Below are 26,280 nucleotides of genomic sequence, written 5' to 3' on the forward strand. Positions count from 1 at the left end.
GGTTCAGGCCCGCTGTTCGGCCACGAGCCGGGGTACACCGAAAACCGGGTCCTGCTGCAGGATCCGCACGTCGGCAATCCCGGCCTCGGCAAGCCGCGCCTTGAAGGCTTCCTGGAGCCGGACCACGTTCATTCCCAGCCCACTGCCAAGGATCACGGGCCCGTCGATGCCCAGCTGCCGCACGGCCTGGGTCGCCAGGTCAGCGAGGTCTTGGCCGGCCTGGTTCACCAAGGCCACAGAGGTTTCATCTCCGGAATCCGCGGCCTCCACCACCAGGCGTGCCTGCTGGGCCCAAAAACGGCGGCCGGTCTCCGGGGAATGGAACAGGGCGATGAGCTTGCCGGGTTCGTCCACTCCGCACGATTCCAGCAAGGCACTGCTGAGCGCGTCCGGTTCCAGGCCCTGGTTCATGCGGCGGAGGCTGTGGCGGACGGCCTCGCGGCCCAGCCAGTAACCACTGCCCTCGTCGCCCAGGAGATAGCCCCAACCACCTGCACGCGCTTCCTCGCCGGCCTGGTTCCTGCCCCAGGCCGCCGAACCGGTGCCGGCAATGACCGCGACGCCGGTGCTCGCGCCACCTGCGGCAAGGAGCAGCCGGGAATCATGAACCACGGTGATACGGGCGCCCGGTACATGGGGGGCAATGAGGTCTGCGAGCGCCTGTGCGTCTTCGTCGGTGTCAATGCCGCCGGAGCCGGCGTAGACCTCGGCAATGGAGCCACCACCGATCAAGCCAAAGAGCTCTGCGAGATTGGCCTTGGCCTGTTCACGGGTCACGTTCTGGACATTGGAACTGCCTGCGCTCCCGTCACGGACAGGCACACCATCTTCGAAACGCACGCCGCGCGTCTTGGTGCCGCCGATGTCAAGACCGATCACGGTTCCGGCCAGGGGTCCGGCAGCTTCGGGCGAAGACGGGGAATGCTTGGCCGAGTCAAGATTGTTCACCGTGAAAGACTAGCTTGGAGCGTCCGGAGGAGAAACCGCATGTCCCTGTTCGATACCCCGTTCATCGCTGCACCGATGGCCGGTGGAACGTCCACAGTGGCGTTGGTGCAGGCAGTCCAGGACGGCGGGGGCCTGGGCTTCCTTGCCGCGGGTTACAAGAGCGTTGAGGCCATGACGGCAGAAATTGCCGCCGCACGCAGTGCAGGCTTGCGTTTCGGGATGAACGTCTTTGTGCCGGATCCCGGCCAGCTCCCACCAAGCCCTGGGTCGAGGGCACGACTGGAGGACTATCGGGCCGCGCTCGAGGCCGACGCCGTGCGCTACGGCGTGTCCGTGCCTCCCCTCCGCCTCGATGACGACGATGCCTGGCAGGACAAGATGGACGCCCTCCTGGCAGATCCCGTGGAGTTCGTCAGCTTCGCCTTCGGACTGCCCGGCACGGCCGTCGTCAAGGCCCTGCAGAAAGCCGGGACGGCGGTAATTTCCAGCGTCACGAGCGTTGACGAGGCACGTGCGGCCGCGGAAGAAGGCCCGGACGCAATCGCGGTTCAGCACCGCACGGCAGGCGGACACACGGCGGCGTTCCTCCCCGGTGGCCCGGTGGCGGCAGGAGCCAGCGAGCAAAGCACGACGGCGGCCCTGCTCGCCCAGGTGCGTGCCGCCGTCGGACGTCCGCTGATCGCGGCGGGCGCCATCAGTGACGGCGCTGCGCTGCGTGAAGTGATCGCGGCCGGAGCCGCCGCCGCGCAGGTGGGCACAGCCTTGGTCCGCACCGATGAAAGCGGGGCCAGGCAGGTGCACAAGGACGCGCTGGGTGATCCGGGCTTCACCGAAACGGTCATGACCAGGGCGTTTACGGGACGGTGGGCCCGCTCATTGGTCAATGATTTTGTCCGTGACCATCAGGATGCTCCCGAGGGTTACCCCGCCATCCACCACCTGACGTCCCCCATCCGGGCCGCTGCGTCCGCCGCGGGCGATCCGCACCGAATCAATCTGTGGGCGGGTACCGGATGGCAGTCAGCCCGCACCGGATCGGCTGCCGCTGTGGTCAAGGAGTTCCTGAGCGGGCTCTGACCAGTTCGGCCAACAACTCGCCGCCCCTGTTGACCACCAGTTCCCGGAATCGCCGCACGGCCTCCGGTTCGAAACTCCGTTCCCGCCAGGCCAAGCCGATTTGCCGGAAAGCCAGGTCGGATTCGATGGGCACCTCCACAAGGCCCAATTCCGCCTTGGGCAGGAACTGCCCCGTACCGTAGCCCGGTCCGGCGGGAGGCAGGATGCTGTATCCCAAACCCGCCGAAACCAGCCCGCGGACACTGGTGGACTCCTGCACTTCGAAGGCGATCCGGGGCCGGTAACCCGCCTCCCGCACCAGGGCCTCGCCGAGTGCCCGCAGGCCGACGCCCTCGGGAAGGGTGACATAGGGCTCGTGGCGAAGCTCGGAAAGGTGGAGGCTCGCCCGTCCTGCCAAGGGGTGGCGGTAATGGAGCACCACCCTCAAGGGTTCGCGGTAGAGGGCAAAGGAGCGGATGCCCCGTCCCTCCGGCGCAATCGGTGCTGTGAGGGCAAAATCGGCATCACCCCTGGCCAGTTCCTGGAGGCAGTCGTCCCGCGGGCCCTGCCGCAACTCAAAAACCGTGTTCGGGTGCTCCGCCCGGAATGCACTGATGAGGAGCGGCAAGGTGGCCTCCCCGAAGGTGTGCTGGAACGACACCCCGATCTTGCCGCGCACCACGTCGGACTCATGCCGCACCCGGTCCAAACCGGCCTGGAAATCCTCGAGGGCAGCTTCGATGTAGGGAAGCAGCGTTTTGGCGGCGGGCGTCAGACGGATTCCCCGGCCGTCGCGGACCAGCAGGTCCATCCCGACAATCGCACTGGCCCGCGCCACCGCCCTGCTCACCGTCGATTGCGGGACGCCCAGGAGTTCCGCAGTCTCTGTCATGTGCTCCGTGCGACCCAACTCTGCCAACACGGGCAACAGCGGGAGCAGTTGGATGAGTTGCTGGTGGTCCGGCTCCATGGTTTCCCTCACGGCTATTGATGCAACAATGCATGGGTTACCAAGAAATCATGCATTGGAATACGTAGTTGGGCCAAGCCTAATCTGGCCGGGTGACTAATGCAGCGGCAGCTTTGCCAGACACTTGGAACGGACACGCGAAAGGATCCAGCGGCTATCGCCGGGTCCTGGCCGCCCTCGCCCTGGCCGGCGTGGCCACCTTCGCGCAGCTCTACTCCACCCAGGCCGTCCTCCCCCTCATGGCGGCGGACCTTCACATCTCTGCCGCCGAGGCTGCCCTGAGCATCTCCCTTGCCACCATCGGCCTCGCCGTCACCGTGCTGCCGTGGTCTTTCGTCGCAGACCGGATCGGGCGGGTCCGCGCCATGGCATTCGGGATTGGCGCCGCCACGGCCTTGGGCCTGCTGGTTCCCTTGGCTCCGACGGTTCCCGTCCTGCTGGGCCTGCGGGCCCTTGAAGGCATGGCACTTGGCGGGATACCTGCCATTGCCATCGCCTACCTCAACGAGGAAGTCACCAAGATCCACACGGCGCTTGCTGCAGGCAGCTACGTGGCAGGCACCACGCTGGGCGGACTGGCAGGGCGCCTCGTGGCCGGGCCGGTCGGCGAAGCATGGGGATGGCGGGCCGCGGCCCTGGCCGTCTCCGTACTCGCAACCGCATCCGCCGTACTGTTCCTGGTGCTCGTCCCGAAACAGCGACGGTTCAGGCCGGCCCCGGTCCAAGGCTTCCGCGGCGCTTTGCGCACTCTCCGCGGCCATGCCGTGAACCCCCTGCTCTTTGCCCTCTACTTGCAGGCGTTCCTCCTCATGGGCGGATTCGTGGCCGTATACAACTACCTCGGCTTCAGGCTCCATGCAGAGCCGTTCGGCCTCCCTGCCACCTTGGTGAGCCTGATCTTCCTCGCATACCTGTCCGGGACGGTGAGTTCGCGCTGGGCAGCCGGGCTGACCACCCGCTTTGGACGCCGGAACGTCCTCCTCTCAGGAATAGCCGTCATGTCGGCCGGCCTCGCCCTGACCTTGCTGGACAACCTGGCAGCCACGCTCGCGGGCCTGGTGGTGTTTACCGGCGGATTCTTCGCGGCCCACAGCGTCGGATCAGGATGGACCGGTGCCATCGCCACCACGGGACGGGCACAGGCGGCGTCGCTCTACAACCTGTCCTACTACTTGGGTTCCAGCGTGATCGGCTGGGCCGGTGGGCTGGCCTTCCAGGCGCTCGGCTGGCCGGCTTTGGCGCTGGGAGTCATCGCCCTGGGAATCACGACGGCGGCAGTCACCGCTGCGATCCACGGCAGGCCTGTCCCAACGGGCCGATAACAGCTGCACACCCCCTACAATCAGAGGCATGGCACAGGTCACAAGACCCCGGGAACTGTCCTCGCCCGAAAGGCTCCAGGCGTTCACGGATGCCGTGGTGGCCATCGCCCTGACGCTCTTGATCCTGCCGCTCATGGAAAGCGTGGGAGAACTTGCGGATGAGGAAGGCACCACGGCCGCTTGGTTTGAGCATGAACGCTACTCGCTGCTCGGTTTCGCACTGAGCTTCCTCCTCATCGCCGTGTTCTGGGTGCACCACCACCGGCTATTCAGGAGTGTGCGCCGGATCGATTCCGGCTTGCTGTGGTGGACAGTGGCCTGGATGTTCACCATCGTGTGCATGCCCGTGGCAACCGCCCTGTCAACACAGATGCACGCTGATTGGGCCCAGCCCCTGGTGTACATCGGCACGCTCCTGGCCACGAGCGTGACGCTCCTCGCCGCCCGGCTCTACCTCCGCCGCCACCCCGAGCTGCATACCTTGGACGAGGCGGAGGCCGTAGCGGGCACCCGGGCGGGAACGATCGTCGCCGGCCTCTTCCTTGTGGCACTCATTGTGGCTGTCATCGCCCCCGATATCGGCAACCTTCCGCTCATCCTGATGGTGTTAAGTGAACCGCTGCAGCGGCTCTCGAACAGACAACTCCGGAACGTGAAAACGGCCTAGATCGCAGGGAATTCACCGTTATGATGGGTGGACGGCAATTTCAGGAGGATCCGTGAGCACCACCCCGAAGAATGTTCGATCCGCATCGGGCAACGCAGAGCCACTGGATGCCATCGACGAACGGATCCTTGCAGCGCTGGTGGACGATGCCCGCATCTCCAACAAGCAACTCGCCGAACTCGTGGGCATTGCCCCGTCCACTGCCCTCATGCGCACCCGTGCCCTCTCCGAGCGCGGCATCATCGAAGGCTTCGAGGCAGTGCTAAGCCTGCCTGCAATCGGCCGCTCGGTCCAGGCTCTCATTGCCGTTCGCCTGCGCGCCCACGACCGCGACCAGATCGACCGGTTTACCGCACGCGTCCCCAAGCTCCCTGCCGTGATTTCCACGTTCCACACAACCGGTTCGGTGGATTATTTGCTGCACATCGCGGTGGCCAATACTGACGACCTCCGCAACTGGCTCCTGGACAACCTGGCAACGGACCCGGTGGTGGGCCACACGGAAACCACCATGGTGTTCCAGCACATCCCCGGCAACCGGGGACCTCTTCCCGAGTAGGAACGGAAGCCGCTCAGGCACGGACTGCGCGCAGGGCCACACCGGCGAGCGCCAGCGCCGCCACTCCGCACAGGACCGTGAAACCCACGACGGCGGCCTGCAGCCCCACCGCGGCCACGGCAAGTCCCAGCCCCATCACCGGGACGGCGCTTCCCAAGTACGTGATGACGTACACCGTGCTGATCACCTGTGCGTGCCGGGCCGCTTCCACTTTCCCGGCGACGTCGTTGAAGACATGGCGGAACGCGACGCCCTGGCCCGCGCCGGCCGCAATGCTGGCTGCGACCAATAACAGAGGACTGGACCACGCGGCCGCGGCGCCGACGAGGACGATCGAAACGCCAAGGACAGCCAAGGACAGAGGAACCTGGAACCTCCCGCGGGTACCCAGCAACTGGCTCAGCGCCGAGGCGCCCAGCGTCAGGCCCGCAAGGAGCCCGATCAGCGGCCGGGAGTCGGCATGGACCACAGTGGCGAAGTAGCCCGGGGCCAGCGACAGGCAGAATCCGAAGACCGCGAAACTCAGGAAACCCACGGCGGAGGCCATCCAGAAGGCACCACGCGCGTTCCGCGAAACTGCCGGACGCCGCGGAGCAAGGACCTTGAAGGCGGGCTTGCCCGGAGCCGGCGCAATGGCCGGCCGGGCTTTGAGCAGCCACAACGGCACCAGCGCCGCCAGGAGCACCCCGGAGTGGACGTAGTACGGAGTCCGGGTGGGGTCCGGCAGGAGCGAGAGCAAGCCGCCGATGACGGGACCCGCCGCGACGCCACCGGCCGAGGACAACAAAGTGAAGCGTGAAGCCCAGTCCGGCCTGTGGGGCAACAATTCCCGCAACGCAGCAGAGCTTGCGCCTGTAGCCAAGCCCACGGCCACTCCTTGGAGGGCACGGCCGGCTGACAACATCACCAGGCTGTCGGCAGCGGCGAAAATGGCACCGCCTGCCAGGCCCACCAGGACGGCAAGGACCAGGGCCGCCCGCCGGCCGATGTGGTCCGACCAGTGGCCGGCCAGGATCAGGACGGCCACCAAAGCGAGGACATAACTGGAAAATGCCACGGTAACGTCCAGGGATGACAAGCCCAGCCGTGCCTGCAGCAAGGGATACAAGGGCGTCGCAAGGTTGGCGCCGACCAGCAGCGCGAAGATCACCACGCCCGCGAGGACCAGCCGCGCAGTAGTACTGGCATTCCAGCCCCACCGTTCGGCGGTGGCCGGACGCATGCGGAGTTCGCTCAAGACAGTCATTTCCATGCCTTCGATCAGGTGCCGCGCCAGCGTCTCTTTGTGGGAGGGATGGCGAGGCCGTGTAGTGGTGGCAATAGAATGTCTCATTGCTGAGCGCAACGCAGTGAATGGATGAGAAGATTGAGCGAAATACTCAAACATGCATCACCGAAGTGATCCGGAGTGACCATTTGAACAGCCTTGATCCCTTGGACCTGAAGATCCTGTTGGAGCTCGTCAAGGACCCCCGGGTCCAGATCGCCGAACTCAGCGATTCATTGGGCATCGCCCGCAACACCGCCCAAAGCCGGTTGAAGCGCCTGCTGCGCGCAGGAGTGCTGCAAGCCGCCGGCCGCGAAGTGGACCTGGAAAAGGTGGGATATGACGTCGTGGCGTTCGTGACCATCGAAGTCACCCACCGGGAACTCGACGGCGTCATCGGCGCTCTCCGCCTGATCCCCCAGGTCCTGGAAGTGCACGAGATCTCAGGGCGGGGCGACCTGTGGTGCCGCGTCGTGGCCACGGATACGCACAACCTCCAATCGGCCCTCCGGTCTGTGCTCAGGACCAAGGGCGTCATCCGTACCGAGACAGTTCTCGCCCTCCATACCCACATCCCCTACCGGACTGAACCGCTGATCAGCCGGATGACGGCGACGCCAACACGCAGCAAGCAGGAGCGCTCCAACCCCGGTTCCGCGTCCTAGGATTTTGAGCATGGATTGGCTTTCACACATTTCGCAGATCAACTGGCTGGCCGTACTTCTTGCTTTCGTTTCCAGCATGGTTGTGGGGTTCGTCTGGTACATGCCATCCGTCCTGGGCAAGCGATGGATGCAGGCAATCGGCAAGACCGAAGAGGACCTCAAGAACATCGACGGTGGCGTGGGCATCTGGGTCCCCATGATGCTGGCTTCCGCGCTGACCAGCATCCTCCTCGCCGTACTGATCAGTGCCCTGGACCTCAACACCTTCTGGGCGGGCGCCTTCTTCGGCATCATCATTGCCTTGGTTTTCCGGGCCGGCGGCCACGTGATCCACAACGGCTTCGCCGGCCGTCCGACGGCAGTCACCGTGATCGACTCCGGCCACGACGTCGTCGCCCTCGCCATCGCGGGCGCCATCATCGGGGCCATGCAGTAGCGTTCTGCCAGTGACCATCATTGACAACGCCGTTTACGTAGACGGCGTACGCACCGCCACCCCGCAAAGCCTCGAGCAAACCTTCGAGACCCTGGCCAAACATGGTGGTATGGCCTGGATCGGCTTGTACCGCCCCACGCAGCAGGAAATGGCGGGCGTCGCCGCGGAGTTCGGCCTGCACGAACTCGCCGTCGAGGACGCCATCTCAGCCCACCAGAGGCCCAAGCTGGAAAGGTACGACAACAACCTCTTCACTGTCCTCCGGCCCGCGAGGTACCTGGACGAGACTGAATCCGTGGAATTCGGCGAACTCCACGTCTTCACGGGTTCAAATTTCGTGGTCACCATCCGCCACGCCGAAACGGCGGGCGTCGCCCAGGTCCGGCATCGCCTGGAGGACCGCCCCGACCTCTTGCGCCACGGACCCGAGGCGGTGCTCTACGCACTCCTGGATCAGGTGGTTGACGACTACGCACCTGTGGTGGCCGGGCTGGAGAACGACATCGACGAGATCGAAGACCAGCTCTTCAGCGGCGACTCCACCGTTTCCCGACGGATCTACGAACTCGCCCGCGAAGTGATCCAGTTCCAGCGCGCCATCCACCCGCTGCCGGAAATGATGACACTCCTGGAACGGGGATTCGAAAAGTATGGTGTGGACATCGAACTCCAGCGTTCCCTGCGCGACGTCGAAGACCACGTCAAGCACTTGATCTCGCGCGCCAACTCCTTCCGGGACCTCCTGCAAAACGCGTTGACCCTGGACGGCACCCTGACCGCGAACCGGCAGAACGAGGCCAGCGCGGCACAGAACGAGCAGGTCAAGAAAATCTCCTCCTGGGCCGCGATCTTCTTCGCCCCGTCCTTCGTGGCCGGGGTCTACGGCATGAACTTCGACGTCATGCCTGAATTGCATTGGGAGTATGGCTATCCCATGGCCATCGGCCTCATGGTAGGCGCTGCGCTCCTGATGTACGCGATCTTCAAACGGAAGGGTTGGCTTTGACGCCATCGCTTCCCGGCGCCCGGAACCGCCAACTGCCCGAGGCTGTGAACGCTGCCCTGCTTGCCGGAATAGAGCACGACGCCGGACGCCGGGGTTTCGCGCTCGAGCCGAGCCAGCGCCAGGCGGCTCAGCGGTTGGCGGCTTTCGGGGCATCGGTGACCGGCCGGCGTCGGGCTTTTCCGCCAGCGGTGACGCGGGGCAGGACGCCCCGGAGCATCTACCTTCACGGCCCTGTTGGCCGTGGCAAAACCTGGCTCATGGACAGCTTCTACCGCGGCCTCCACGCACGCAAACGCCGGGTCCACTTCCATGATTTCTTCCGGACCCTGCACCGGGGCACCCTCGCACAGCTGGGCACGGGTGACGGAACAGCCATCCAACAGTCCGTCGATGCCCTTCTTGCGGACATCGAAGTGCTGTTCTTCGACGAGTTCCACGTGCACGACGTTGGCGACGGCATGTTCATTGCCCGGCTCCTTCGCACCGCCGCGCAGCGCCGGATTCCCTTGGTGGTCACCTCGAACTACGCCCCCGACGAGTTGTTGCCCAATCCCCTGTGGCACGACCACTTTCTTCCAACCATTGAGGCCATCAAGGAAATCATGGAGGTGGTGTTGATCGATGGGCCCTCGGACTTCCGGCGGTTTCCGGCTGCTGGTTCACCACCCGATTCCACGCCGCGCGCCTTCACGTCCGGACGGATCATCTCACCCGGCACTCCGCAGCAGCTGGGTCGCTTGGGGCTGTTCCGGCCCCAGGCTTCGCACAGCCGAGTCCTCACTCCCACCACCCAACCCATTGTGGTGAAAAACGCCGATCCGGACCTCCTGTGGGTCAGCTTCGAGGCCCTGTTTGCGGGACTGACATCGACGGCGGACTACCTGGCCCTCAGCGATGCCTACAAGACCTGGGTGATCGACGACGTGCCATCGCCCGCTCTCGCCGACGCCTCCACGGCGCCCGCCTGGCAGCGGTTCAGCAACGCTGTGGACGTGTTGTACGACCAGGACATCACCGTGTTCCTGATCGGTGCCGGACCACTCGATTGGGACGCAGCCGGGACGGGCAGCGTCCAGCCCGTAGACCTGGCCCGGATCGCCAGCCGGCTGTCCCTCTTGGGCAGGTCCGAAACGGACCCGGAAAACGAAGGGTCCGCCGGAAGCTGACTCCCAACGGACCCGTCACTGGGTATTCCCCGGCTACAGGGCGCCACCGGCCGCCGAGGGGGCACCGGCGTCGTGTCCGCCATCGCCGACGGTCTCACGGGCAACGTAGTTCTCGATGTCGAAGAGGTTCTCGGCCCGCTCGGTGATGTTCAGGAGAGTGGTCATCGAGGCAACCTCCTCAACCTGCTCCTTCAGGAACCACAGCATGAATTGCTCGCCCAAGGCGTCGCCTTCGGCACGCGCAGCGCGGAACATGTCCTCGATGTTCCTGGTGACTTCCTTCTCCTGCTCCAAAGCCAAGGCAATAGGCTCCTTGGCATTGGTGAAGTTGTTGCGGACCGGGGCGATGCCCGGGATCTCCACGTGCAGGTTCCGGTCCAGCATGTACTGGACCATCATCATGGCGTGGTTGCGCTCTTCCAAGGACTGGCGGTAGAAGTGGCGGGCCAACTGGGGCAGGTCTTCACCATCGAAGTACACGGCCACGGCGATGTACTGCTGGGAGGCCGCGAACTCATTGGCGACCTGGGCGGACAACAACTCATTGAAAGTCTTCTTAGCCATGGCACTGATCCTACAGACATGAACGGGCCCCATCCGGCTGTTCGCCGAGGGCTGCAATCACGGCAGGAGCAGGGCGATCCAGACGCCCAACGCCGCTGCGGCGACACTGGCCACCATGGACCCGATGCCGTTGAGGAGCGCGAGGCCGGTCCGCCCGCTCTGCACCAACCTGATGGTCTCCAAGCTGGCGGTGCTGAACGTGGTGTAACCGCCAAGGAAGCCGGTGCCCAGGATCATTTGGAGCGACTCCGGGGCATGCCCGCGCATCACCAGCCCGGCGATGAAGCCCAGCAACAAGGATCCCGAAACGTTGATGAAAATTGTCGCCCACGGGAGCGCCGTACGGGCCCTCCCCCGGATGAAGCCGTCCAGGACGAACCTCGACGCTGCCCCGATGCCGCCGGCCAGGGCAAGCAGGACCACCGTCACGACGGACCCCCGTCACTTTGCCTGCGGGTTCGTTTGTGGTGCCAGGCGCCCAGGGCGATGCCTGCAGTCGTCGCTGCTGCCCCACCCAGGAGACTCAGGCCCAGATACCAGGCAGCGCCAGTGGATAAGCCGCCCATGAGCAGGTGCACGGCATCCAGGGCCAGGGTGCTGTATGTCGTGTAGGCGCCGAGGAACCCCGTGCCCAAGGCGAGGCGCAGGACCCGGCGGGTGCCGACGTCGGGCCCTCTTCGCGAGAGCCCCTCCAGCAAGGCCCCGAGCGCCAAGGCACCCGACAGGTTGATAAGCAGGGTGGGCAGCGGCCAAGCGCCGGGTGCAGGAATAACGAGTCCCAACGCGAACCGGGCAAGGGCGCCGAAGACCCCACCGGCAGCCACAATCCCGATGAATCCCCAGTGGAGGTGTACCGGGCGTCTGGTGGTGTTTGCAGTCATTGCTCGTCAGGCACACGCGGGTTGACCGGAACCACCAGCACCGGGTGCTCCTGCCGGTGCAGCAACTGCCTGGCTACGGAGCCACCGGTCATTTCCTTGATGGTCGAGCCCAGTCTGTGTTCCCTGGAACCGACCACGATCAGCGCCGCACCGATCTCTGCGGCATGGCGCGCGAGCGCATGGGCCGGTTCGCCGGCCAGGGCCACCACCGACCATTCAACGCTGGATCCGGCAAGCTGCTCCGCGATTGCCGCTTGGAGGGCCGCAGGAATGGGCCCGGCATCCTCGTCCACCCCATCAGGATCGATCGGAGCCATGGGACCGCCCGTGGTGCCATCCACCGGATACACGGTCACGTCCACAAAAGCACACACCAAGGGCAGCCCTGCGGCGGCCGCCAATGCCGCGGCATGCTCCACCACCGCTGCCCGCTGGTTTGGCGCTACACCTGCGAGCAAAGGGCCCGTCATCACGTTCTGCGTGGGAAGGGGATGATCAGGCGCGTGGGTCACAAGGGAAAGTCTACGACGCCGGATTCCGCTTTCCGGGCTAGCGGCGTCCGGGCCTCAGCACATAGAGCAGCGGCACCAACGAGGCGATCATCAGGATGTTGCTGAGCACAATGTCCTCTGCCCGGACCAACGCACCGGCAATCAGGACGCCGCTGAAGATCAGCGCACCCACCGCGCGCTGGGCGGTCCTGGCCAAACGGCCCAGGTGCCTTTCCATCCGGGGATTGGCTACCTCCACCGTTCCCTCGTCGATCCTGCTGATGATTCCGTCCAGGCGCTTCGGCAACGCCATGGCCACTGCTGCGATCTCAAGCGCCTGGGTGGCCGCGTCCTTCACCACGTTGCCGCGCTCGTCCCGCAGCAGCCGGGCGGCGTAGGGCTCCACGGAATCCCACAGGTTGAACCGGGCATCCAGTGAGCTGCAAACCCCGGAGGTCAGCGACATGGCACGGATAATGAGCAGGAAGTTCTCCGGCAACTGGAACGGCAGGGAACGCACCACGTCCCCGAACTCCATTGCAAAATCCCTGAACTCCCGCGGGTCCACTTCGCGAAGTTCGGCGAAACCCATGCCGCCGAAGCGGGCGAAGAGTTGGGTCATGGCCCGTTCCAGCTTGCGCGTGTCCGCCGAGGGCACCAACACGCCGATGTCGCTGATCGCTGCGACCAGGCCTTGGCCATCCCGGGCGGCCGCCGCGATCAGCAGCTTCCGGAGGCCGCTGCGGGTTTTTGCCGGGACCTGGCCCATCATGCCGAAATCGATGAACGTCAGCTTCCAGGGATGCTCCGCTCCAGGATCGGCAGCGGGGGTGATGAAGATGTTTCCAGGATGCGGGTCGGCGTGGAAGAAGCCATTGGTGAAGAGCTGCTCGAACATCACCGAGGCAAAGACCGGAGCCACAGCTACGGGATCGATGCCCGCAGCCCGGAGCGCGTCCCCGTCCGTGATCTTGATGGCGGTGACGTCCTCCAGCGTAAGGACCCGGCGTGACGTCCGTTCCCAGACAATTCCAGGAACGGCCACTCTCCCGTCATCTGCGAACTCGACGGCAAAGCGCTCGGCGTTGGCTGCCTCGTTCAAGTAGTCGATTTCTTCGAGGCTGGTCTGCGCGAACTCCTTGATCAGTGCGGGAACATCGGCCCGCTCCGACACGATCCGGATGCGTTTGAGCCATCCGCCCACCCGTCTCAAGGCGGCCAGGTCGACGTCGACAATCGACTGGATCCCCGGCCGCTGTACCTTGAACACCACGCTGTTGAAGCCGGTCTCCTCACGGTCCGCACCAAGGAGCATGGCGCGGTGCGCCTGGCCCAACGAGGCCGCCGCTACGGGCGTTTCATCGATGGACGCGAAGACAGCTTCCAAGGGAGCTCCGAGTTCCCTTTCTGCCAGGGCTTTGATGGCAGGAAAAGGAACAGGCGGGACCTCGTCCTGGAGTCCTTCAAGCTCTTTGGTGATTTCAGGCGGAAGGACATCCAGCCTGGAGGACATGAACTGGCCAACTTTGATCATCAGGCCGCCCAACTCCACGGCAAGTCCGTGGAACCGCCGTGCGAACTGGCGCATCCTCCGGGCGCGGTTCCGCTCGGCCATCCGGCGCAGGCCGAACCGGGGCAGGATCAGTTCGAACCACCAGGTCACCGTGAGGTGCCAGGCAGCAAACCGAAGGATCCGGCGGTAGCGGGCACGGGTGTCAACCGGGCCAGCCTGGTCAGCTGCCCGGTCTCCCCGAACCGATGCCACCCGCTTCAGTCCTGGGCGAGTATCGCGTAGATCCGGCGGCGGGCCTCTTCAAGCACGGTCACAGCGTCCTGGACCTGTTTCGGCGTTCCGGTACGACCCACCTGGGCCGCGGCCTGGGCCAGATCGATGCCTGCCTTGGGCAGCGCAGCGAAGCCCCTGTTCTCGCCCTGCGCGTTCCACAGGCCAGACGTTTCGGCGTGCTCCACATCCTCTTGGCCCGCTTCGGTCAGGGAGTAGATCTTCCGCCCGTTGGACTCCTCGGCCCTGACAAATCCCTCATCCGCCAGAAGCTGGAGCGTCGGGTACACGGAGCCGGCGCTGGGCTTCCAATTGCCGCCGCTGCGCTCCTCGATCTCGCGGATGATCTGGTATCCGTGCATGGGACGCTCGGCCAGGAGGGCCAGGATCGCTGTCCGCAGCTCACCCCGGCCCGCGCGTGTCCCGCTGCGTTTCTCGAACCGGGACCGGAAGTCCTCCATCGCCTGCCACATACCCTCGAAACCGTTCCCCATGAAGCCGCCTGCCGGGAATGACTCACGCATTGTGCCCACCTCAAATCGTCGCGAACGATACTGAACGATAGCCCAAACGATATACCCGGGCCCGTCCCCCAACAATGCCGTTTTGCTTGGCCATCAGAGGCGCTGTGCCAGCGCGACGATGATGCCCTCCGGCCCCCGGACGTAGGTCATGCGCCACATGTTTTCGTATTGGCCCACGCCACCCACCAAACCGTAGCCGTCGGCGGCCAGACGTTCCAAGGCCGCGTCCAGGTCATCCACTTCAAAGGCCACGTTGCGCAGTCCCAACTCGGTGGACATCGCCGCTGGAGAACCCGGCTCATGGTCCGGATGCGTGAAGCTGGACAACTCCACGCCCGTGCCGCCGTCAGGTGCACGCAGGGTGGCTATTTCGCTGCGGGAGTTGGGGATGCCGATCACGGTGTCAACGAATTCGCCCTCCATGTGCATCCTGCCCTCGACTTCCAGGCCCAGGGTTTCGAAGAAGGCAATGGCTTGGTCGAGGTCCGCCACCGTGATGCCAACGTGGTCGAAGTGCTTTACGAAAGACATGGTGCCAAGGCTAGCCGAGGCTGCGGTGAAGGGTAAGGGAGGTGTGTGGAGCTAAGGAGATTCGAACTCCTGACCTCTTCGATGCGAACGAAGCGCTCTACCAACTGAGCTATAGCCCCCGGACCGCGCTTCTGCAGCGCGGCCAGTGTCCCTAGGCTATAAAGTTTCCCGCCGCTTTTCCAACCACGACACGAACGTCTCGGTCCCGTACTTTTCTCCGGGAGCCAAGTTGAGCCCGGCGCGCAGGTAGCGCCCCATGGGACCGGGCAATGGGAGCTCGACCACCCGGCCGCGTGATCGCGTGGCTGCCTTCCAAGACAGGGCCATGTCCGTCATGCCCAGGATCTCCGGACCACCCACGGTTCTCACCCGGTGGTTTTCCGGGGAACGCGGCGCCAGGGCTTCTTCCAGGAGTGCCCGTGCCACATCTGTGGGCGGGATCGTCTGGAACTTCACCCCCTTGAACACCGGTATCAACCGCATCCGGGCACCGGCTGCAAACACCATTGCCACGAGGCTGTGGAACTGCGTGGCGCGTACCACCACAGTATCGAGTGCCGACGCTGCGTACACGCGCTCCTTCGCCGCCTTGGAAACATAGAACGAGTAGCTGCTCCGGTCGCAGTTGATGATGGACAACGCCACCGCCCGGGGAACCTCTGCCAGGCGGGCGGCCTCCAGGAGCCGCGCGCCGCCGTCGGCGAACTGCTTTTTCGCTTTACCGAACTGGCCTTCCAAGCAGTCGATCACGACGTCGGCACCCGCCACGGCGGCTGGGAGGCCAACGCCGGTGGTGACGTCGCCCGCGAAGTAGGTAGCGCCGTCGTGGTGTTTTACGGTGCCGGCGGCCGGCACATGGCGGCTGAGGACTTTGACAGCGTGCCCCTGCTCCAGTGCGAGCCGCACCACCTCACGGCCTGCTTGACCCGTGCCGCCCGCGACGCAGACAACAGCCATGGGAGGCTAGGCGCGGCGACGCTGAAGGACGTCGTCGAGGTTGCTCAGTGCGCTTTGGCCCTTCGAGGAAGTGCGCGCTTGCGCTGCCGCCTCGGCCTGTTCCGCCCCTTGCTTGAGAACCGGCTTCCCAACTGGTTTGGGGGCCTCGGGCAGAACCAGCGGCTCCGGCGCAGGCCGATTGGCCTTGGCTGCCCCGACGTAGGTGGGCTTGGGAACCTCAACCGGCTTCCACGGAGCGCCTTCGCTTTCGGGCGCGGCTTCAGCGGATGTGTCGCCAGCGGCGAGGGCAACGGCCAGGGCCGCTTGGCGAAGTTCGACGGCGGAAAGCCGTGCCGATTCGCGGCTGGCGGCTTCGGCGTCGAAAACCGGTGTTTCCTTCGCTTCCACCGCCGGTTCCTTCGGAAGGTACCGTGCCGGCGTCGGAATGGGAGCCGCTTGGGCCGCGCGGCGCGCCCGGCGTTCGCGCAAGTCACGCAGGGCGAGCTTCCGCAGGACGATCACTGCCACCACGGCACCCACAAGCGAGACCAAGGGCAACCAGACGGAGCCCGTTCCAAAGAGCCTCACCACGCCGGAGACCACAGCGGTCAGCAGCAGGGCGAGTCCGGCCAACGCCAAGGTCAGCCTCGCATACCGGATAGTGAAAGGAGTGCTGGATGGTTTCCGGATGGGCTCAGCAGCCACGCGGGATTCCAGGGGCGACGCCTGTGCTTTGCTGTGCATGGTCTCCATCGGTTTCTCCTGCTGAGGTGCCAATGCCAATACCACCCCTGGCTGCGTATGGTCCGGTTCATCCTCGAATGCCTCTGCCGGCCCGGCGGCCGTCTGGACCTGGGGACGCTTGTTCCGAAGAACATAGGGCGCCACCCACACCATCCAGAGCGCGACAGTGACAACGAGTATCACTGAGCTGCTGAGAGGGAAGTCCACATTCAAAACCGTAGAAGCAAATTGTCAGGTGCCGCGGCATTCCTGCCGGTGTGTCGCCCGAGAGTCCCTAAATGATTCCCGGCAGCACCTAAAAGGGCCTATGACCTGCCCGTTCTTCCCTGGCGCCAGCTTTCCAGGAGTCCGTGCGGAACTTCCTCCGAGGTCAAGGCAAACGAACGGTGGTCCGCCCATTCGCCGTTGATGTGGAGGTACCTTTCGCGGTATCCCTCATCCCGGAAACCGAGCTTCTCCACAACCCGGAGGCTGGGTGCGTTTTCCGGCCGGATGTTGATTTCCATGCGGTGCAGGCCCAATGTCCCGAAGCAGTGGTCCGTTGCCATCGCGACGGCCGTCGGAGCTATGCCGTGTCCGGCGCGGTCCTTGTCCACCCAATAACCCAGGGTTGCCATCATCGCCGACCCCCAAACGATTGAGGAAACCGTCAACTGGCCCACAATGCGCGCCTCACGGAAGCCGGGGGTCCGCTCGGCGATGATGAACGGCAAGGCGGTGGCTTGGCGTGCCTGCTGGTTCAGGGATGCCACCATCTGGCGGTAGCTTGGGAGGCTTCCACCCGGTGCAGGGTTGGACGCCTCCCAAGGGGCAAGCCATTCACTGTTCCGCGAACGGACCTCGGACCACTCCCGCTTGTCCCGGTAACGGATGGGCCGGAGTACCAGTTCTCCGCTTTCCAGCGTCACCGGCCAGATCGCAGAGCCGTACATCCGGTGTTACTTGGGAAGGGTAGCGGTGAAGTCCGGCAGCCACTCGCGGAGCTCTGGGCCCAAGTCTTCGCGTTCGCACGCCAGCTCGATGCAGGCCTTCAAGTAGCTCAGCTTGTCGCCGGTGTCATAGCGGCGGCCGCGGAAAACAACGCCGTAGACGCCGTAACCTTCGCCCTCGCCGCGGGCCAGGACCTCGAGCGCGTCAGTCAACTGGATCTCTCCGCCACGGCCCGGCGCCGTGTTCTCAAGGACATCGAAGACCGCCGGGTGGAGAACGTACCGACCAATCACGGCCAGGTTGGAGGGAGCTTCCTCAACGGAAGGCTTCTCCACCAACTGCTTGATGCGGACGTACCCCTCCTCGCCGTTCTCCTCGACGTCCGCGCAACCGTAGGCGCTGATCTTGGATGGTTCCACCTCAATGAGGGCAACCACGGAGCCGCCGGTCTTCTGCTGCACGGCGATCATTTCGCTTAGGAGATCGTCCTTGGGATCGATCAGGTCGTCGCCGAGCAGGACGGCGAAGGGTTCGTGGCCCACGTGCTGCTTCGCACGGAGGACGGCGTGGCCCAAGCCGTTCGGATCGCCCTGGCGTACGTAGTGGATGTCACCGAGGTTGGTGGCCGACTGGATGGCTTCAAGCTTGGACGTGTCACCCTTTTCCGCGAGGGTGGCCTCAAGGGCAGGAACACGGTCAAAGTGGTCCTCCAGCGCACGCTTGCTGCGGCCGGTGATCATCAGGACATCGTGCAGCCCGACCTTCACGGCTTCTTCGACCACATACTGGATGGCTGGCTTGTCAACCACGGGCAGCATTTCCTTCGGCATCGCCTTTGTCGCGGGGAGGAACCTGGTACCAAGACCCGCTGCGGGGATGACGGCCTTACGGACAGCATTGTTATGGTGAGTCACCGGACTAATGTAACGGACGGAACACATCAAAAGGTAAACCCCCGCCGTGCCGGGACGTACAAATAGTCGGTGAATTGGCTGGCATGGGCGCTGCTGCCCTACCGGCAACCCACCGACGGAACGGATGAACATGGCCTCGAAGGAAGAAATCCGTGCTGCCCGCAAGCTGCACCGCCGCACGCTGACTCCGGAGCAGATAGCGATCGCCGGTGACGCCCTCGCGGGCCATGGCATGGCCTGGGCAAAAGAGGTTGCTGCCGGCGCCCCGGGCACCTTCACTGTCTATTTGGGTGTTGCCTTCGAACCGCCAACGCTTCCCTTGATCGAGGCGCTGCACCAGGACGGCCACCGGATCCTGCTTCCGGTGTGCGAGCCCGACAGGCAGCTGAGCTGGGTTTTCTGGAGCCCGGAGACAGTCTTCCTCCGCTCGCATTACGCGCCGATTGATGAGCCGGAGGGCGAACGGCACGGCCCGGAGGTGGCATCCCGCGCCAATGGCATCTTCATGCCGGCCACCGCGGTGGACGGCGACGGCAACCGGATTGGCCAAGGCGGCGGCTACTACGACCGCTTTCTCCAGGGCCTCGACGACTCAGGCAAGCGGCCCCGCACCATTGCGGTGACGTACGACGACGATGTGTTGCCTTCCGGCGCCATCCCGGCCGAGCCTTTCGACCAGCCCGTCCGGGAGGTCCTCACCCCGTCGGGAATTGTGCGGCTCGGCAGGTAGTTATGGTGGCGTACGGTCGCGCAACCCAGGGGTGGCGGCTGAACGGCCGGATGATAGAATTGGCACTCAGGCCCTGCGACTGCTAAGGCGGAAACCACTCCGCCAAGGCTGCACAGGACCTGACGTTTGTCCTGAGGAGGAATTCAGTGCCCACATACGCATACGCCTGCAAAGACTGTGACCATGCCTTTGACATCGTCCAGTCGTTTTCGGACAGCTCGCTGACGGAGTGCCCGGAATGCCAGGGCTCCCTGCGCAAGAAGTTCAACAGCGTCGGCGTTGTTTTCAAGGGCTCCGGCTTCTACCGCACGGATTCCCGCGATTCCAAGGGCAGCAGCACCGTTTCCGCTGCCCCTTCGGCTCCGGCGGCCCCCGCTCCAGCAGCGACGCCTGCTCCCGCCGCCGCTGCCAGCTAGCACTTATCCACATACGGTCGCCGGCCACTGTCCGGCGGCTGAGGCCGATGATTAGCGTGGCGTCATGCCACAGACACCGCCCTCGTACCTCCTTGGCCGAACACGCCACGCAAGCCGCGCTCCCCACAGGTCCGGGCGGCCGCCAACCCCGGCGCGTGGCAGCCGCGCACGGCTGCTGCTTCTTTCCGGCGTTCTCCGCCACCGTCGACTGGTTGTAGCGCTTCTGTTGTGCGTGGCCGCCGGCATCACTGTCCAACAACTCACGCCGCCGCCTCTGCACCGCATCAGCATTGTTGTTGCCGCCCGCGACCTCCCGGCAGGGACGAGCCTCAGCCAGGGCGACTTCATCAGCATGGGCGTCCCCCAAGAGATGGCAATCTCCGGTGCCATCGAAGATCCTGCTTCCCTGGCCGGGCGCCAATTGGCCTCTCCCCTGGCCAAGGGGCAAATACCTACGGAGGCGAACCTCCTGGGACCCGGTCTCCTCACAGGGGCACCCGCAGGCTCCGCAGCTGTGCCGCTGAGAATGGCAGATCCCTCGTCCATCCAGTTGCTATCCCCGGGACAACTTGTCAACGTGGTGCTGACCTCGGCCGGCTCCTATGACGAATCCCGCCGGAACCAGACCCTCGCCGGGCCGGTCCCCGTGCTATGGACATCAGGCCAAGGCGGGAAAGCCGGGCCATGGCTGGGAACCAGCGATACGGAAGGTCTGGTTGTAGTCGCGGCCGACCCACAGCAAGCAGAAAAGCTTGCCGGCGCATCGACGCAAGGCAAGCTCTTCTTCGTGCTGGTCAGTTCCTCTTGATGACTGTCCCGTGGTCAGCCCCAGTGCGGGGGTCGCTGCTCCTTCAACCACTGGTCGTGGTCATATCCGGACTCGTCGCCCCACCGGCGGGGGTCGTCTTCCGAGGCCTTGTTGGGCAGGATGCCGGCGGAAGCGGGCTTCCCGTCCTTCGGCGTCGAGTCCCCGGACTCAGTGGAGTCCTCAGCTGCCTCCATCCCGGTGGAGAACGCTTCTTCCGGCGCGCCGGAGTCCTCGCGCAGATCCTGGCTTGGCTGCTCCGGCTGATCGGCTGCCGGCGCGGGTTCGATGGCGGGTTCCTGCGTGCTCACTGGTACTTCTTTCGCGACTTCCGGTTCAGGGGCGCCCGCTCGGTCCGTGGACCATGCAGCGGACGGGCGGGCAGCAGCGGCCTGGACGCTGCCCAGTTCCAATTGTTCTACGTCCATGTCCAGGAAGCCATGCTGCGGCACCGAGGTGGACTGCGGAACGTGGTTCTCCAGCCCAAGGTAGGAACCGATCCTGTCGGCGCAAGACGAGGGATCCGTGAAGACCTCAATGGTCCACAGGGACATGTACCGCCAGCCCATGCGTTCCAGCAATTGGGGGCGCAACCTGCTGCGTTCGCGGACGCTCATGCGCCGGTAGCGTTCGGTGCCGTCGGACTCGATGGCCACCGGCGTGGGGACTTCGGCACCTTCCCGGCCGATCGTGTGAACGGGATCAGCTGCGGCAGCGATGTCCAGCACTCCGTCATAGAGGTGCCACACGCGGGCTCCCCGGGCCCGAAGGCGGTCGCCAAGATCGGCAACCAATGGATCTTCACCGAGGGCCTGTTCACTGGCCACGGCACGGGACGCGGGTGTGCCCAGGTTGCTGTTCCCGGACAACTCCCGGTCCAGCAACTCGTAGAAATCGACTGCTCCGTGCGACAAACGGTCCAGGTCCAAATCTTCGGGACGGAAGCAGCTCAGGACGTGCAGGGACCGCCGCGCGCGGGTCATCGCGAGGGCGAACCGGTTGCGCCCTCCTTCCGAGGACAGCGGTCCGAAGGAGTGCAGGGCCCGTCCATGCGGGGTGCGCCCATATCCCAAGGAGAAGATGACGTGGTCCCGCACCAGTCCCTGCGCCCGTTCCAGGTCCACGACCCGGAAGGACTCCGGCCCAGCGCCGAAGAACGCCGAGAGCAAAGGATGGTTGGGCAGTTGCAGCCTGATCGCTTCGCCGATCCGGGCAGCATGCCTCAGGCTCGCGGTGACGACGGCCAACGACGTGCGCGGACGGAGCCGTGCATGTTCGAAGACGAGGTCCACCACGCGGTTGACCTCTGCCGTTACGGACTCAACGCCTTCGTGGTCGGCTCCAGGAAGTCCCGTACCGTCCGGGATGTACTCAACCAGGATCGACCGGTCCAGGCCCGTCACGGAATTGCCATCAGGGAGGCGCCGCAACCCGCCGTCGTAATAATTCTTGCTGAGCTGGAGGACCAGGTCCTCGTCCACAGCGCGGTACACCCAGTTCAGTTGCCACGTGGGCAGGACCCGCGCCAAGGCCGTGAAGGCGCTGTCCACGGGTTCGTGGCTGGCAACGCCCGCCACAGGAGGCTCCACTGCCACGCTGAAGGTGCGGGCATTGGCGATCTTTGCATCGCCGAAGGCAATGACTTGCCGTGCACGGGCAATGGCTGGAAGTACTGCCTGGAGGGACGTCGACTCCGCGTCGATGACCACAACAGCATCGAACTTCTGCTCGGCCGGAAGCACACCCGTGAGTAGATACGGGCTGACCGACCACACGGGAACCAGCAGAGGTACCAGCTCGGGAGCCTGGGCGCTCAACGCCGGGAGGGTCACGCGACCGTCCTTGAGCAGCGCACGAAGCAGTTCCGCCTGTCGGGGGTGTTCCACGATTCCTTGGCGCCACCTGCTGGCCAGCTGCCACCGGAGGCGCGCGGCACCACTGGCGATGTGTGCTTGGTCGGCCAAACGGAATTCGGCTTCCAACTGGCGCAGCGAATCGCCGTCGGACATGGCGAGGTAGTCGTCGCCGCTGATCATGGCTTCCAATGCGGACTGCCACCAAGCCAGGTCCAGCTCGGCTGCCACCGACGCCGCAGGAACTTCACGCGCGGCAAGGTCGGTCAGCAGTTCCCCAAGTCCGTGCTCACGCATCTGCTCGATCAGGAGAGTGCGTTCGGGGAGGGTCTCCAGGGTGGCGGTATCAGCTACCAGCCGTTCCAGGCGTTCCATGAGTTCCGGATACGGAGTTCCGTGCAGGGAGCCACCATTGGAGGTGTGCTTCAGGGATTCACCCAGACGCCGGAGTTCGCCATCCAGCTCGCGGTACAGCGCGCCAAGGTCCGCAAGGCCGGAAGGGACGGCGGGGTGCCGCTGGGTGGTGGCGTAACCGGCCCACAGCGCGCGCTGTTCCTGGACCAGGACCAAGGAACTGTGGAGATCGGCGATGTGGACACCCGGACGGACGTATTCCTTGGCCACCCGGCGCAAGCGGGAGCGCTGCATGGACGGCATCTCGAGGTTGCGTTCACGCCGCCAGGCAGAGCTCGCCGTAGCGGAAATGAGGTCGTGGACGGGGCGATCAAAAATATCCGGAGTGAACTTGTCCAAGCTCTCGCGAACGGCGATCAGAAGCTCGAGCTGGGTACCCCACTCGGTGAACGTGTCCCCCAGGCGGATTTCGGCATGGTCAGCCAACTGCTTCATGCGCTCCCGAAGCACGGGAAGCTTTTCCTCGGCCACCCGGGCGAGCTGCTGGGCTTCTTCGGTTTCCTTGCGCGTAACCAGCCGCGCCCCGTACCAAGGACTCGACGTGGATGCCCGGCTGAAACTGCCCAGCTCGGCGGCACGGCGCAGGCGGCCGGCAAGTTCTTCGCGGTCCTTGATGTTGTCCAGGACGCTGCGCTTGAGCCTCACGGTGGTGGACGGAGCCGGGTGGATGGACGTCAGCTCGGCGAGGGATTGCATGGCCTGGTACGGCGAGCAGCCCCACCGCTCACGCACGTTGTGCAGCGATGCCACGTGGTCTGTCAGGGCATGGCGATGCCCGGTCAGTGTCTCGTGGAGATTGCCCAGTTGGGGTTCAAGGGCTTTCTCGTTCCGCATGATGGCACGGACCAACTGGCCCTTGAGCTGCTGCGGTGTGGTGCCGTTTCCGGGACGGAAGAGCATCGATTCGAGCCCCAGTGTGTCCAGATGCGCAGAAAGGGCAGCGAGGCTCGATTGCCGCTCCCCCACCACCAGAACGGATTTACCCTCCGCCACCAAGGCACCAATGGCATTGATGGCCGTCTGCGTTTGTCCGCTGCCGGGAGGCGTGCTGACCACCAGCGAATCGCCGGCCCGGACAGCATCCACCACGTACTGCTGGTCAGTGTCAGCGTCCAGGAGCAGGAGTTCATCGGCGGGATCGCGCTCGTCCAGGCTGGGGAACCGCCCGGCCTTGATGGGCTCGGGCTCCACGTCGCCGCCGTTGGCAGCCGTTGCCAAGGCGGCCACGGTGGGGTTGTTCATGTTGATCCAAGGATCGTCGAGGTTGCCCGAGAGGTCCGCGAGGGTAGTTACCAAGAGATTGAACTCTACGTCCGCGCCATGGATCGGTTGTACCAGGGTGGCGAGGCGGTCCAGGACCGGTTGCGGGTCCAGCCGCGCGGTGTTGTACGCCATCCGGGCCACCGCGTTGACGTCGAACACGATGCCGTGGACGGACTTGAGGTGCCGCACCAAGGCAGGGTTCATCCGGGCCTGTTCGGTCAGCTGCAGCTCGAAGTCGTCCTCTCCTGGACGGACGGTGAGCGTGATTGCGGTGAGCATGACCGGGGCCGAAACGCGCTGGGGCTTGCCACCGACGGCAGAGGTCCACACCACGGTCCCGGCCGACAAGTAACCTGCCTCGATGCCGCGGTCGTTGCCCAGTTCAAAGATCTTGGAGCGGATATTGCGCGCCGCCCGGGCGGCAACCAGGTATTGCTGGCGGTCCCGGATCAGCGTGGACAAGCGGGTTCGACGGCCGGCGAGCAACTGTGCCAGACCGGACGGGTGCGCTGTGCTGAGGTCTATGGCGCCTTCCGGCGTCTTGACGAAGCGAAGCATGGTGTCCGCCCCAGTGACGGGCTTAAGTCCAGACAGCCATTTCCGGAGCTCTTCGGAGTCCTCTTCGTGGCCTTGACCTAATGACACAACTTCTGCCTTCTTTTCTGAACTAGCTTTAGACGCCTTGGACCATACCGGCATACTTTCGAGGGTAGCGGGAATACGCGCCGAGCCCGCTCCGCAACACTGGACATGGCAAAATTCGCCGTCATTTCACAGTTCCGCAAAGCAAGGTTGGGGCGGGCAGCACAATGGCCGGCCTCCCGACGGAGACCGGCCATTCAGAATGCTATTCCCACTCGATGGTTCCCGGCGGCTTGCTGGTCACGTCCAGCACCACGCGGTTCACGCCGTCCACCTCGTTGGTGATCCGGTTGGAGATCCGGGCCAGGAGGTCGTAGGGCAAACGGGACCAGTCAGCAGTCATGGCGTCCTCGGAGGACACCGGACGCAGCACGATCGGGTGGCCGTAGGTACGGCCGTCGCCCTGCACACCGACACTGCGGACATCTGCCAGCAGCACTACCGGCATCTGCCAAACATCGTTGTCGAGTCCGGCAGCGGTCAGTTCGGCACGGGCAATGGCGTCGGCCTTCCGCAGCAGGTCCAGCCGCTCCTTGGTGACTTCGCCAACAATGCGGATTCCCAGGCCGGGGCCGGGGAAGGGCTGGCGGCCGACGATTTCCTGCGGCAGGCCAAGCTGGGCACCCACGGCGCGGACCTCGTCCTTGAAGAGTGCCCGCAGGGGCTCCACGAGTTCGAACTGCAGGTCCTCGGGGAGACCGCCCACGTTGTGGTGGCTCTTGATGTTCGCAGCGCCCTCGCCGCCGCCCGATTCGACGACGTCCGGGTAGAGGGTGCCCTGGACCAGGAACTTGATCTTCTCGCCCTCGGCAGCGGCCTGGGCGATGATGGCCCGCTCCGCCTCCTCGAAGGCGCGGATGAATTCCCGGCCGATGATCTTGCGCTTGGTTTCGGGATCGCTGACCCCGGCCAGTGCTGACTGGAAGCGTTCCTGCTCGTTGGCAACGTAGAGGTTGACGCCGGTTGCGGCCACGAAGTCGCGCTCAACCTGCTCGGCTTCGCCTTCGCGAAGGAGTCCATGGTCGACGAACACACAAGTCAGCTGGTCCCCCACGGCACGCTGAACCAGTGCTGCTGCGACGGCGGAATCGACGCCGCCGGACAGGCCACAAATGACCTTGGAGTCACCGATTTGCTGGCGGATACGATCCACCTGCTCCTCAAGGATGTTGCCGGTGGTCCAGTTGGGGCTCAGCCCCGCACCCTTGAAGAGGAAGTTCTCCAGGACGTGCTGCCCGTGGACGGAGTGCTTGACCTCCGGGTGCCACTGGACGCCGTAGAGCTTCTTGTCCTCGTTGGCGAAGGCAGCAACGGGTGCGCCTGCCGTCGTCGCCAGCACTTCGAAGCCCTCAGGCGCCTCGTGCACTGAGTCACCGTGGCTCATCCAGGTGTTCTGCGATGCGGGGACGCCGTCCAGGATGGAGCGGGCGTCGCCAACAACCAAAGCTTCGGTTGCGCCGTACTCCCGCAGGCCGGTCTGGGCAACCTTGCCACCCAAGGCGTTTGCCATGGCCTGGAAGCCGTAGCAGATGCCGAAGACCGGAACGCCGGCCTCGAAGAGGTCCGCTCCGACGCTCGGAGCTCCCTCGGCGTAGACGCTGGAGGGTCCGCCGGAAAGGATGATGGCTGCCGGGTTCTTGGCCAGAAGCTGCTCGGTGGTGAAGGTGTGCGGAACGATTTCCGAATACACATTCGCTTCACGGACGCGGCGGGCAATCAGCTGCGCGTACTGGGCACCGTAGTCAACAACCAGCACCGGCTTCTGTGAAGTCTGGGGTGCGGTGGGAGTAGTCACCA

At 64.9% G+C, this 26,280-nt stretch carries 27 protein-coding genes and 1 tRNA gene; 11 read left to right on the forward strand and 17 right to left on the reverse strand.

The genetic code is table 11. The annotated features are described in order from the left end of the window. Nucleotides 1-3 precede the first annotated feature (3 nt). Complete coding sequence (locus ACFVSJ_RS05060; RefSeq protein ID WP_387434926.1) at nucleotides 4-948, reverse strand: N-acetylglucosamine kinase; 945 nt, start codon at nucleotides 946-948, stop codon at nucleotides 4-6. A gap of 39 nt (nucleotides 949-987) precedes the next feature. Between ACFVSJ_RS05060 and ACFVSJ_RS05065 the strand changes: the two genes are divergently transcribed. Next, nucleotides 988-2,025, forward strand: coding sequence for a nitronate monooxygenase (locus tag ACFVSJ_RS05065; RefSeq protein WP_387434927.1), 1,038 nt, complete (start codon nucleotides 988-990; stop codon nucleotides 2,023-2,025). On the opposite strand, the gene ACFVSJ_RS05070 is transcribed toward ACFVSJ_RS05065, so the two are convergent. Next, complete coding sequence (locus ACFVSJ_RS05070) at nucleotides 2,000-2,974, reverse strand: LysR substrate-binding domain-containing protein (RefSeq protein ID WP_387435211.1); 975 nt, start codon at nucleotides 2,972-2,974, stop codon at nucleotides 2,000-2,002. The genes ACFVSJ_RS05065 and ACFVSJ_RS05070 overlap by 26 nt on opposite strands. 92 nt (nucleotides 2,975-3,066) lie before the next feature. Here ACFVSJ_RS05070 and ACFVSJ_RS05075 point away from each other — a divergent pair, with 92 nt between their 5' ends. The 3 genes from ACFVSJ_RS05075 to ACFVSJ_RS05085 are packed head-to-tail and all read left to right on the forward strand — an operon-like array spanning nucleotide 3,067 to nucleotide 5,522. After that, on the forward strand, nucleotides 3,067-4,296 hold the full coding sequence (locus ACFVSJ_RS05075; RefSeq protein ID WP_387434929.1) for an MFS transporter: 1,230 nt from the start codon (nucleotides 3,067-3,069) through the stop codon (nucleotides 4,294-4,296). A 28-nt stretch (nucleotides 4,297-4,324) separates the two neighbouring features. Further along, nucleotides 4,325-4,963, forward strand: a complete 639-nt coding sequence (locus tag ACFVSJ_RS05080) for a TMEM175 family protein (protein ID WP_387434931.1) — start codon at nucleotides 4,325-4,327, stop codon at nucleotides 4,961-4,963. A gap of 52 nt (nucleotides 4,964-5,015) precedes the next feature. Then, nucleotides 5,016-5,522: an Lrp/AsnC family transcriptional regulator gene (locus ACFVSJ_RS05085; protein ID WP_387434933.1), complete on the forward strand. Its 507-nt coding sequence runs from the start codon at nucleotides 5,016-5,018 to the stop codon at nucleotides 5,520-5,522. 13 nt (nucleotides 5,523-5,535) lie between these two features. On the opposite strand, the gene ACFVSJ_RS05090 is transcribed toward ACFVSJ_RS05085, so the two are convergent. Then, nucleotides 5,536-6,768 (reverse strand): MFS transporter, encoded by a 1,233-nt coding sequence (locus ACFVSJ_RS05090; protein ID WP_387434934.1) that lies wholly within the window; start codon nucleotides 6,766-6,768, stop codon nucleotides 5,536-5,538. A gap of 170 nt (nucleotides 6,769-6,938) precedes the next feature. Between ACFVSJ_RS05090 and ACFVSJ_RS05095 the strand changes: the two genes are divergently transcribed. Genes ACFVSJ_RS05095 through zapE form a run of 4 tightly spaced genes read left to right on the forward strand, consistent with a single transcriptional unit; the run spans nucleotide 6,939 to nucleotide 10,062 of the window. Then, nucleotides 6,939-7,454, forward strand: coding sequence for an Lrp/AsnC family transcriptional regulator (locus ACFVSJ_RS05095; protein WP_387434935.1), 516 nt, complete (start codon nucleotides 6,939-6,941; stop codon nucleotides 7,452-7,454). A gap of 10 nt (nucleotides 7,455-7,464) precedes the next feature. Then, the gene (locus ACFVSJ_RS05100; protein WP_385665657.1) at nucleotides 7,465-7,890 is read left to right on the forward strand and encodes a DUF1761 domain-containing protein; all 426 of its coding nucleotides are present in this window, start codon (nucleotides 7,465-7,467) and stop codon (nucleotides 7,888-7,890) included. 10 nt (nucleotides 7,891-7,900) lie between these two features. Further along, on the forward strand, nucleotides 7,901-8,896 hold the full coding sequence (gene corA / locus ACFVSJ_RS05105) for a magnesium/cobalt transporter CorA (RefSeq protein WP_387434937.1): 996 nt from the start codon (nucleotides 7,901-7,903) through the stop codon (nucleotides 8,894-8,896). Continuing rightward, nucleotides 8,893-10,062: a cell division protein ZapE gene (gene zapE, locus ACFVSJ_RS05110; protein ID WP_387434939.1), complete on the forward strand. Its 1,170-nt coding sequence runs from the start codon at nucleotides 8,893-8,895 to the stop codon at nucleotides 10,060-10,062. The genes corA and zapE overlap by 4 nt, the downstream gene beginning before the upstream one ends. Nucleotides 10,063-10,095: 33 nt before the next feature. Here the strand turns inward: zapE and ACFVSJ_RS05115 are convergent, their stop codons facing one another. The 12 genes from ACFVSJ_RS05115 to galU form a co-directional block, all read right to left on the reverse strand. Beyond that, nucleotides 10,096-10,626: a ferritin gene (locus ACFVSJ_RS05115; RefSeq protein WP_387434941.1), complete on the reverse strand. Its 531-nt coding sequence runs from the start codon at nucleotides 10,624-10,626 to the stop codon at nucleotides 10,096-10,098. 57 nt (nucleotides 10,627-10,683) lie between these two features. Further along, complete coding sequence (gene crcB / locus ACFVSJ_RS05120; RefSeq protein WP_387434943.1) at nucleotides 10,684-11,055, reverse strand: fluoride efflux transporter CrcB; 372 nt, start codon at nucleotides 11,053-11,055, stop codon at nucleotides 10,684-10,686. Then, entirely contained in the window at nucleotides 11,052-11,507 is a 456-nt protein-coding gene (locus ACFVSJ_RS05125; RefSeq protein WP_387434944.1) for a fluoride efflux transporter FluC, read from the reverse strand. Before ACFVSJ_RS05125 ends, crcB begins: the two co-directional genes overlap by 4 nt. Continuing rightward, a complete protein-coding gene (locus ACFVSJ_RS05130) occupies nucleotides 11,504-12,019 on the reverse strand; it encodes a universal stress protein (protein WP_387434946.1) in 516 nt (171 codons plus the stop codon). The genes ACFVSJ_RS05125 and ACFVSJ_RS05130 overlap by 4 nt, the downstream gene beginning before the upstream one ends. Nucleotides 12,020-12,056: 37 nt before the next feature. Beyond that, nucleotides 12,057-13,763, reverse strand: a complete 1,707-nt coding sequence (locus ACFVSJ_RS05135) for an ABC1 kinase family protein (protein ID WP_387434948.1) — start codon at nucleotides 13,761-13,763, stop codon at nucleotides 12,057-12,059. 5 nt (nucleotides 13,764-13,768) lie between these two features. Next, nucleotides 13,769-14,305 (reverse strand): PadR family transcriptional regulator, encoded by a 537-nt coding sequence (locus ACFVSJ_RS05140; protein WP_387434950.1) that lies wholly within the window; start codon nucleotides 14,303-14,305, stop codon nucleotides 13,769-13,771. Between the two features lie 93 nt (nucleotides 14,306-14,398). Next, complete coding sequence (locus tag ACFVSJ_RS05145; RefSeq protein WP_387434951.1) at nucleotides 14,399-14,836, reverse strand: VOC family protein; 438 nt, start codon at nucleotides 14,834-14,836, stop codon at nucleotides 14,399-14,401. Between the two features lie 46 nt (nucleotides 14,837-14,882). Next, a tRNA-Ala gene (locus ACFVSJ_RS05150) sits at nucleotides 14,883-14,955 on the reverse strand. Nucleotides 14,956-14,992: 37 nt separating this feature from the next. Beyond that, on the reverse strand, nucleotides 14,993-15,793 hold the full coding sequence (locus ACFVSJ_RS05155) for an SDR family oxidoreductase (RefSeq protein WP_387434953.1): 801 nt from the start codon (nucleotides 15,791-15,793) through the stop codon (nucleotides 14,993-14,995). Between the two features lie 6 nt (nucleotides 15,794-15,799). After that, nucleotides 15,800-16,669 carry a hypothetical protein gene (locus ACFVSJ_RS05160; RefSeq protein ID WP_387435212.1) on the reverse strand — a complete coding sequence of 290 codons (870 nt, stop codon included), beginning with the start codon at nucleotides 16,667-16,669 and terminating at the stop codon, nucleotides 15,800-15,802. Nucleotides 16,670-16,821: 152 nt separating this feature from the next. Further along, nucleotides 16,822-17,448: a GNAT family N-acetyltransferase gene (locus ACFVSJ_RS05165; RefSeq protein ID WP_387434955.1), complete on the reverse strand. Its 627-nt coding sequence runs from the start codon at nucleotides 17,446-17,448 to the stop codon at nucleotides 16,822-16,824. Nucleotides 17,449-17,454: 6 nt separating this feature from the next. Next, nucleotides 17,455-18,387 carry a UTP--glucose-1-phosphate uridylyltransferase GalU gene (gene galU / locus ACFVSJ_RS05170; RefSeq protein WP_387434956.1) on the reverse strand — a complete coding sequence of 311 codons (933 nt, stop codon included), beginning with the start codon at nucleotides 18,385-18,387 and terminating at the stop codon, nucleotides 17,455-17,457. 103 nt (nucleotides 18,388-18,490) lie between these two features. Here galU and ACFVSJ_RS05175 point away from each other — a divergent pair, with 103 nt between their 5' ends. The 3 genes from ACFVSJ_RS05175 to cpaB all read left to right on the forward strand — a co-directional run bounded on the left by ACFVSJ_RS05175 (nucleotide 18,491) and on the right by cpaB (nucleotide 20,314). Continuing rightward, nucleotides 18,491-19,090 (forward strand): 5-formyltetrahydrofolate cyclo-ligase, encoded by a 600-nt coding sequence (locus tag ACFVSJ_RS05175; protein WP_387434958.1) that lies wholly within the window; start codon nucleotides 18,491-18,493, stop codon nucleotides 19,088-19,090. A gap of 146 nt (nucleotides 19,091-19,236) precedes the next feature. Continuing rightward, entirely contained in the window at nucleotides 19,237-19,506 is a 270-nt protein-coding gene (locus ACFVSJ_RS05180) for an FmdB family zinc ribbon protein (RefSeq protein WP_387434959.1), read from the forward strand. Nucleotides 19,507-19,570: 64 nt separating this feature from the next. Next, a complete protein-coding gene (gene cpaB, locus ACFVSJ_RS05185; protein ID WP_387434961.1) occupies nucleotides 19,571-20,314 on the forward strand; it encodes a Flp pilus assembly protein CpaB in 744 nt (247 codons plus the stop codon). A 14-nt stretch (nucleotides 20,315-20,328) separates the two neighbouring features. Here cpaB and ACFVSJ_RS05190 read toward each other — a convergent pair whose 3' ends face one another. Next, the gene (locus ACFVSJ_RS05190) at nucleotides 20,329-24,540 is read right to left on the reverse strand and encodes an AAA family ATPase (protein ID WP_387434962.1); all 4,212 of its coding nucleotides are present in this window, start codon (nucleotides 24,538-24,540) and stop codon (nucleotides 20,329-20,331) included. Between the two features lie 148 nt (nucleotides 24,541-24,688). Then, nucleotides 24,689-26,278: a glutamine-hydrolyzing GMP synthase gene (gene guaA / locus ACFVSJ_RS05195; protein ID WP_387434963.1), complete on the reverse strand. Its 1,590-nt coding sequence runs from the start codon at nucleotides 26,276-26,278 to the stop codon at nucleotides 24,689-24,691. Nucleotides 26,279-26,280: the final 2 nt, after the last annotated feature.

Source organism: Paenarthrobacter sp. NPDC058040, from assembly GCF_042885775.1.
GTDB lineage: Bacteria > Actinomycetota > Actinomycetes > Actinomycetales > Micrococcaceae > Arthrobacter.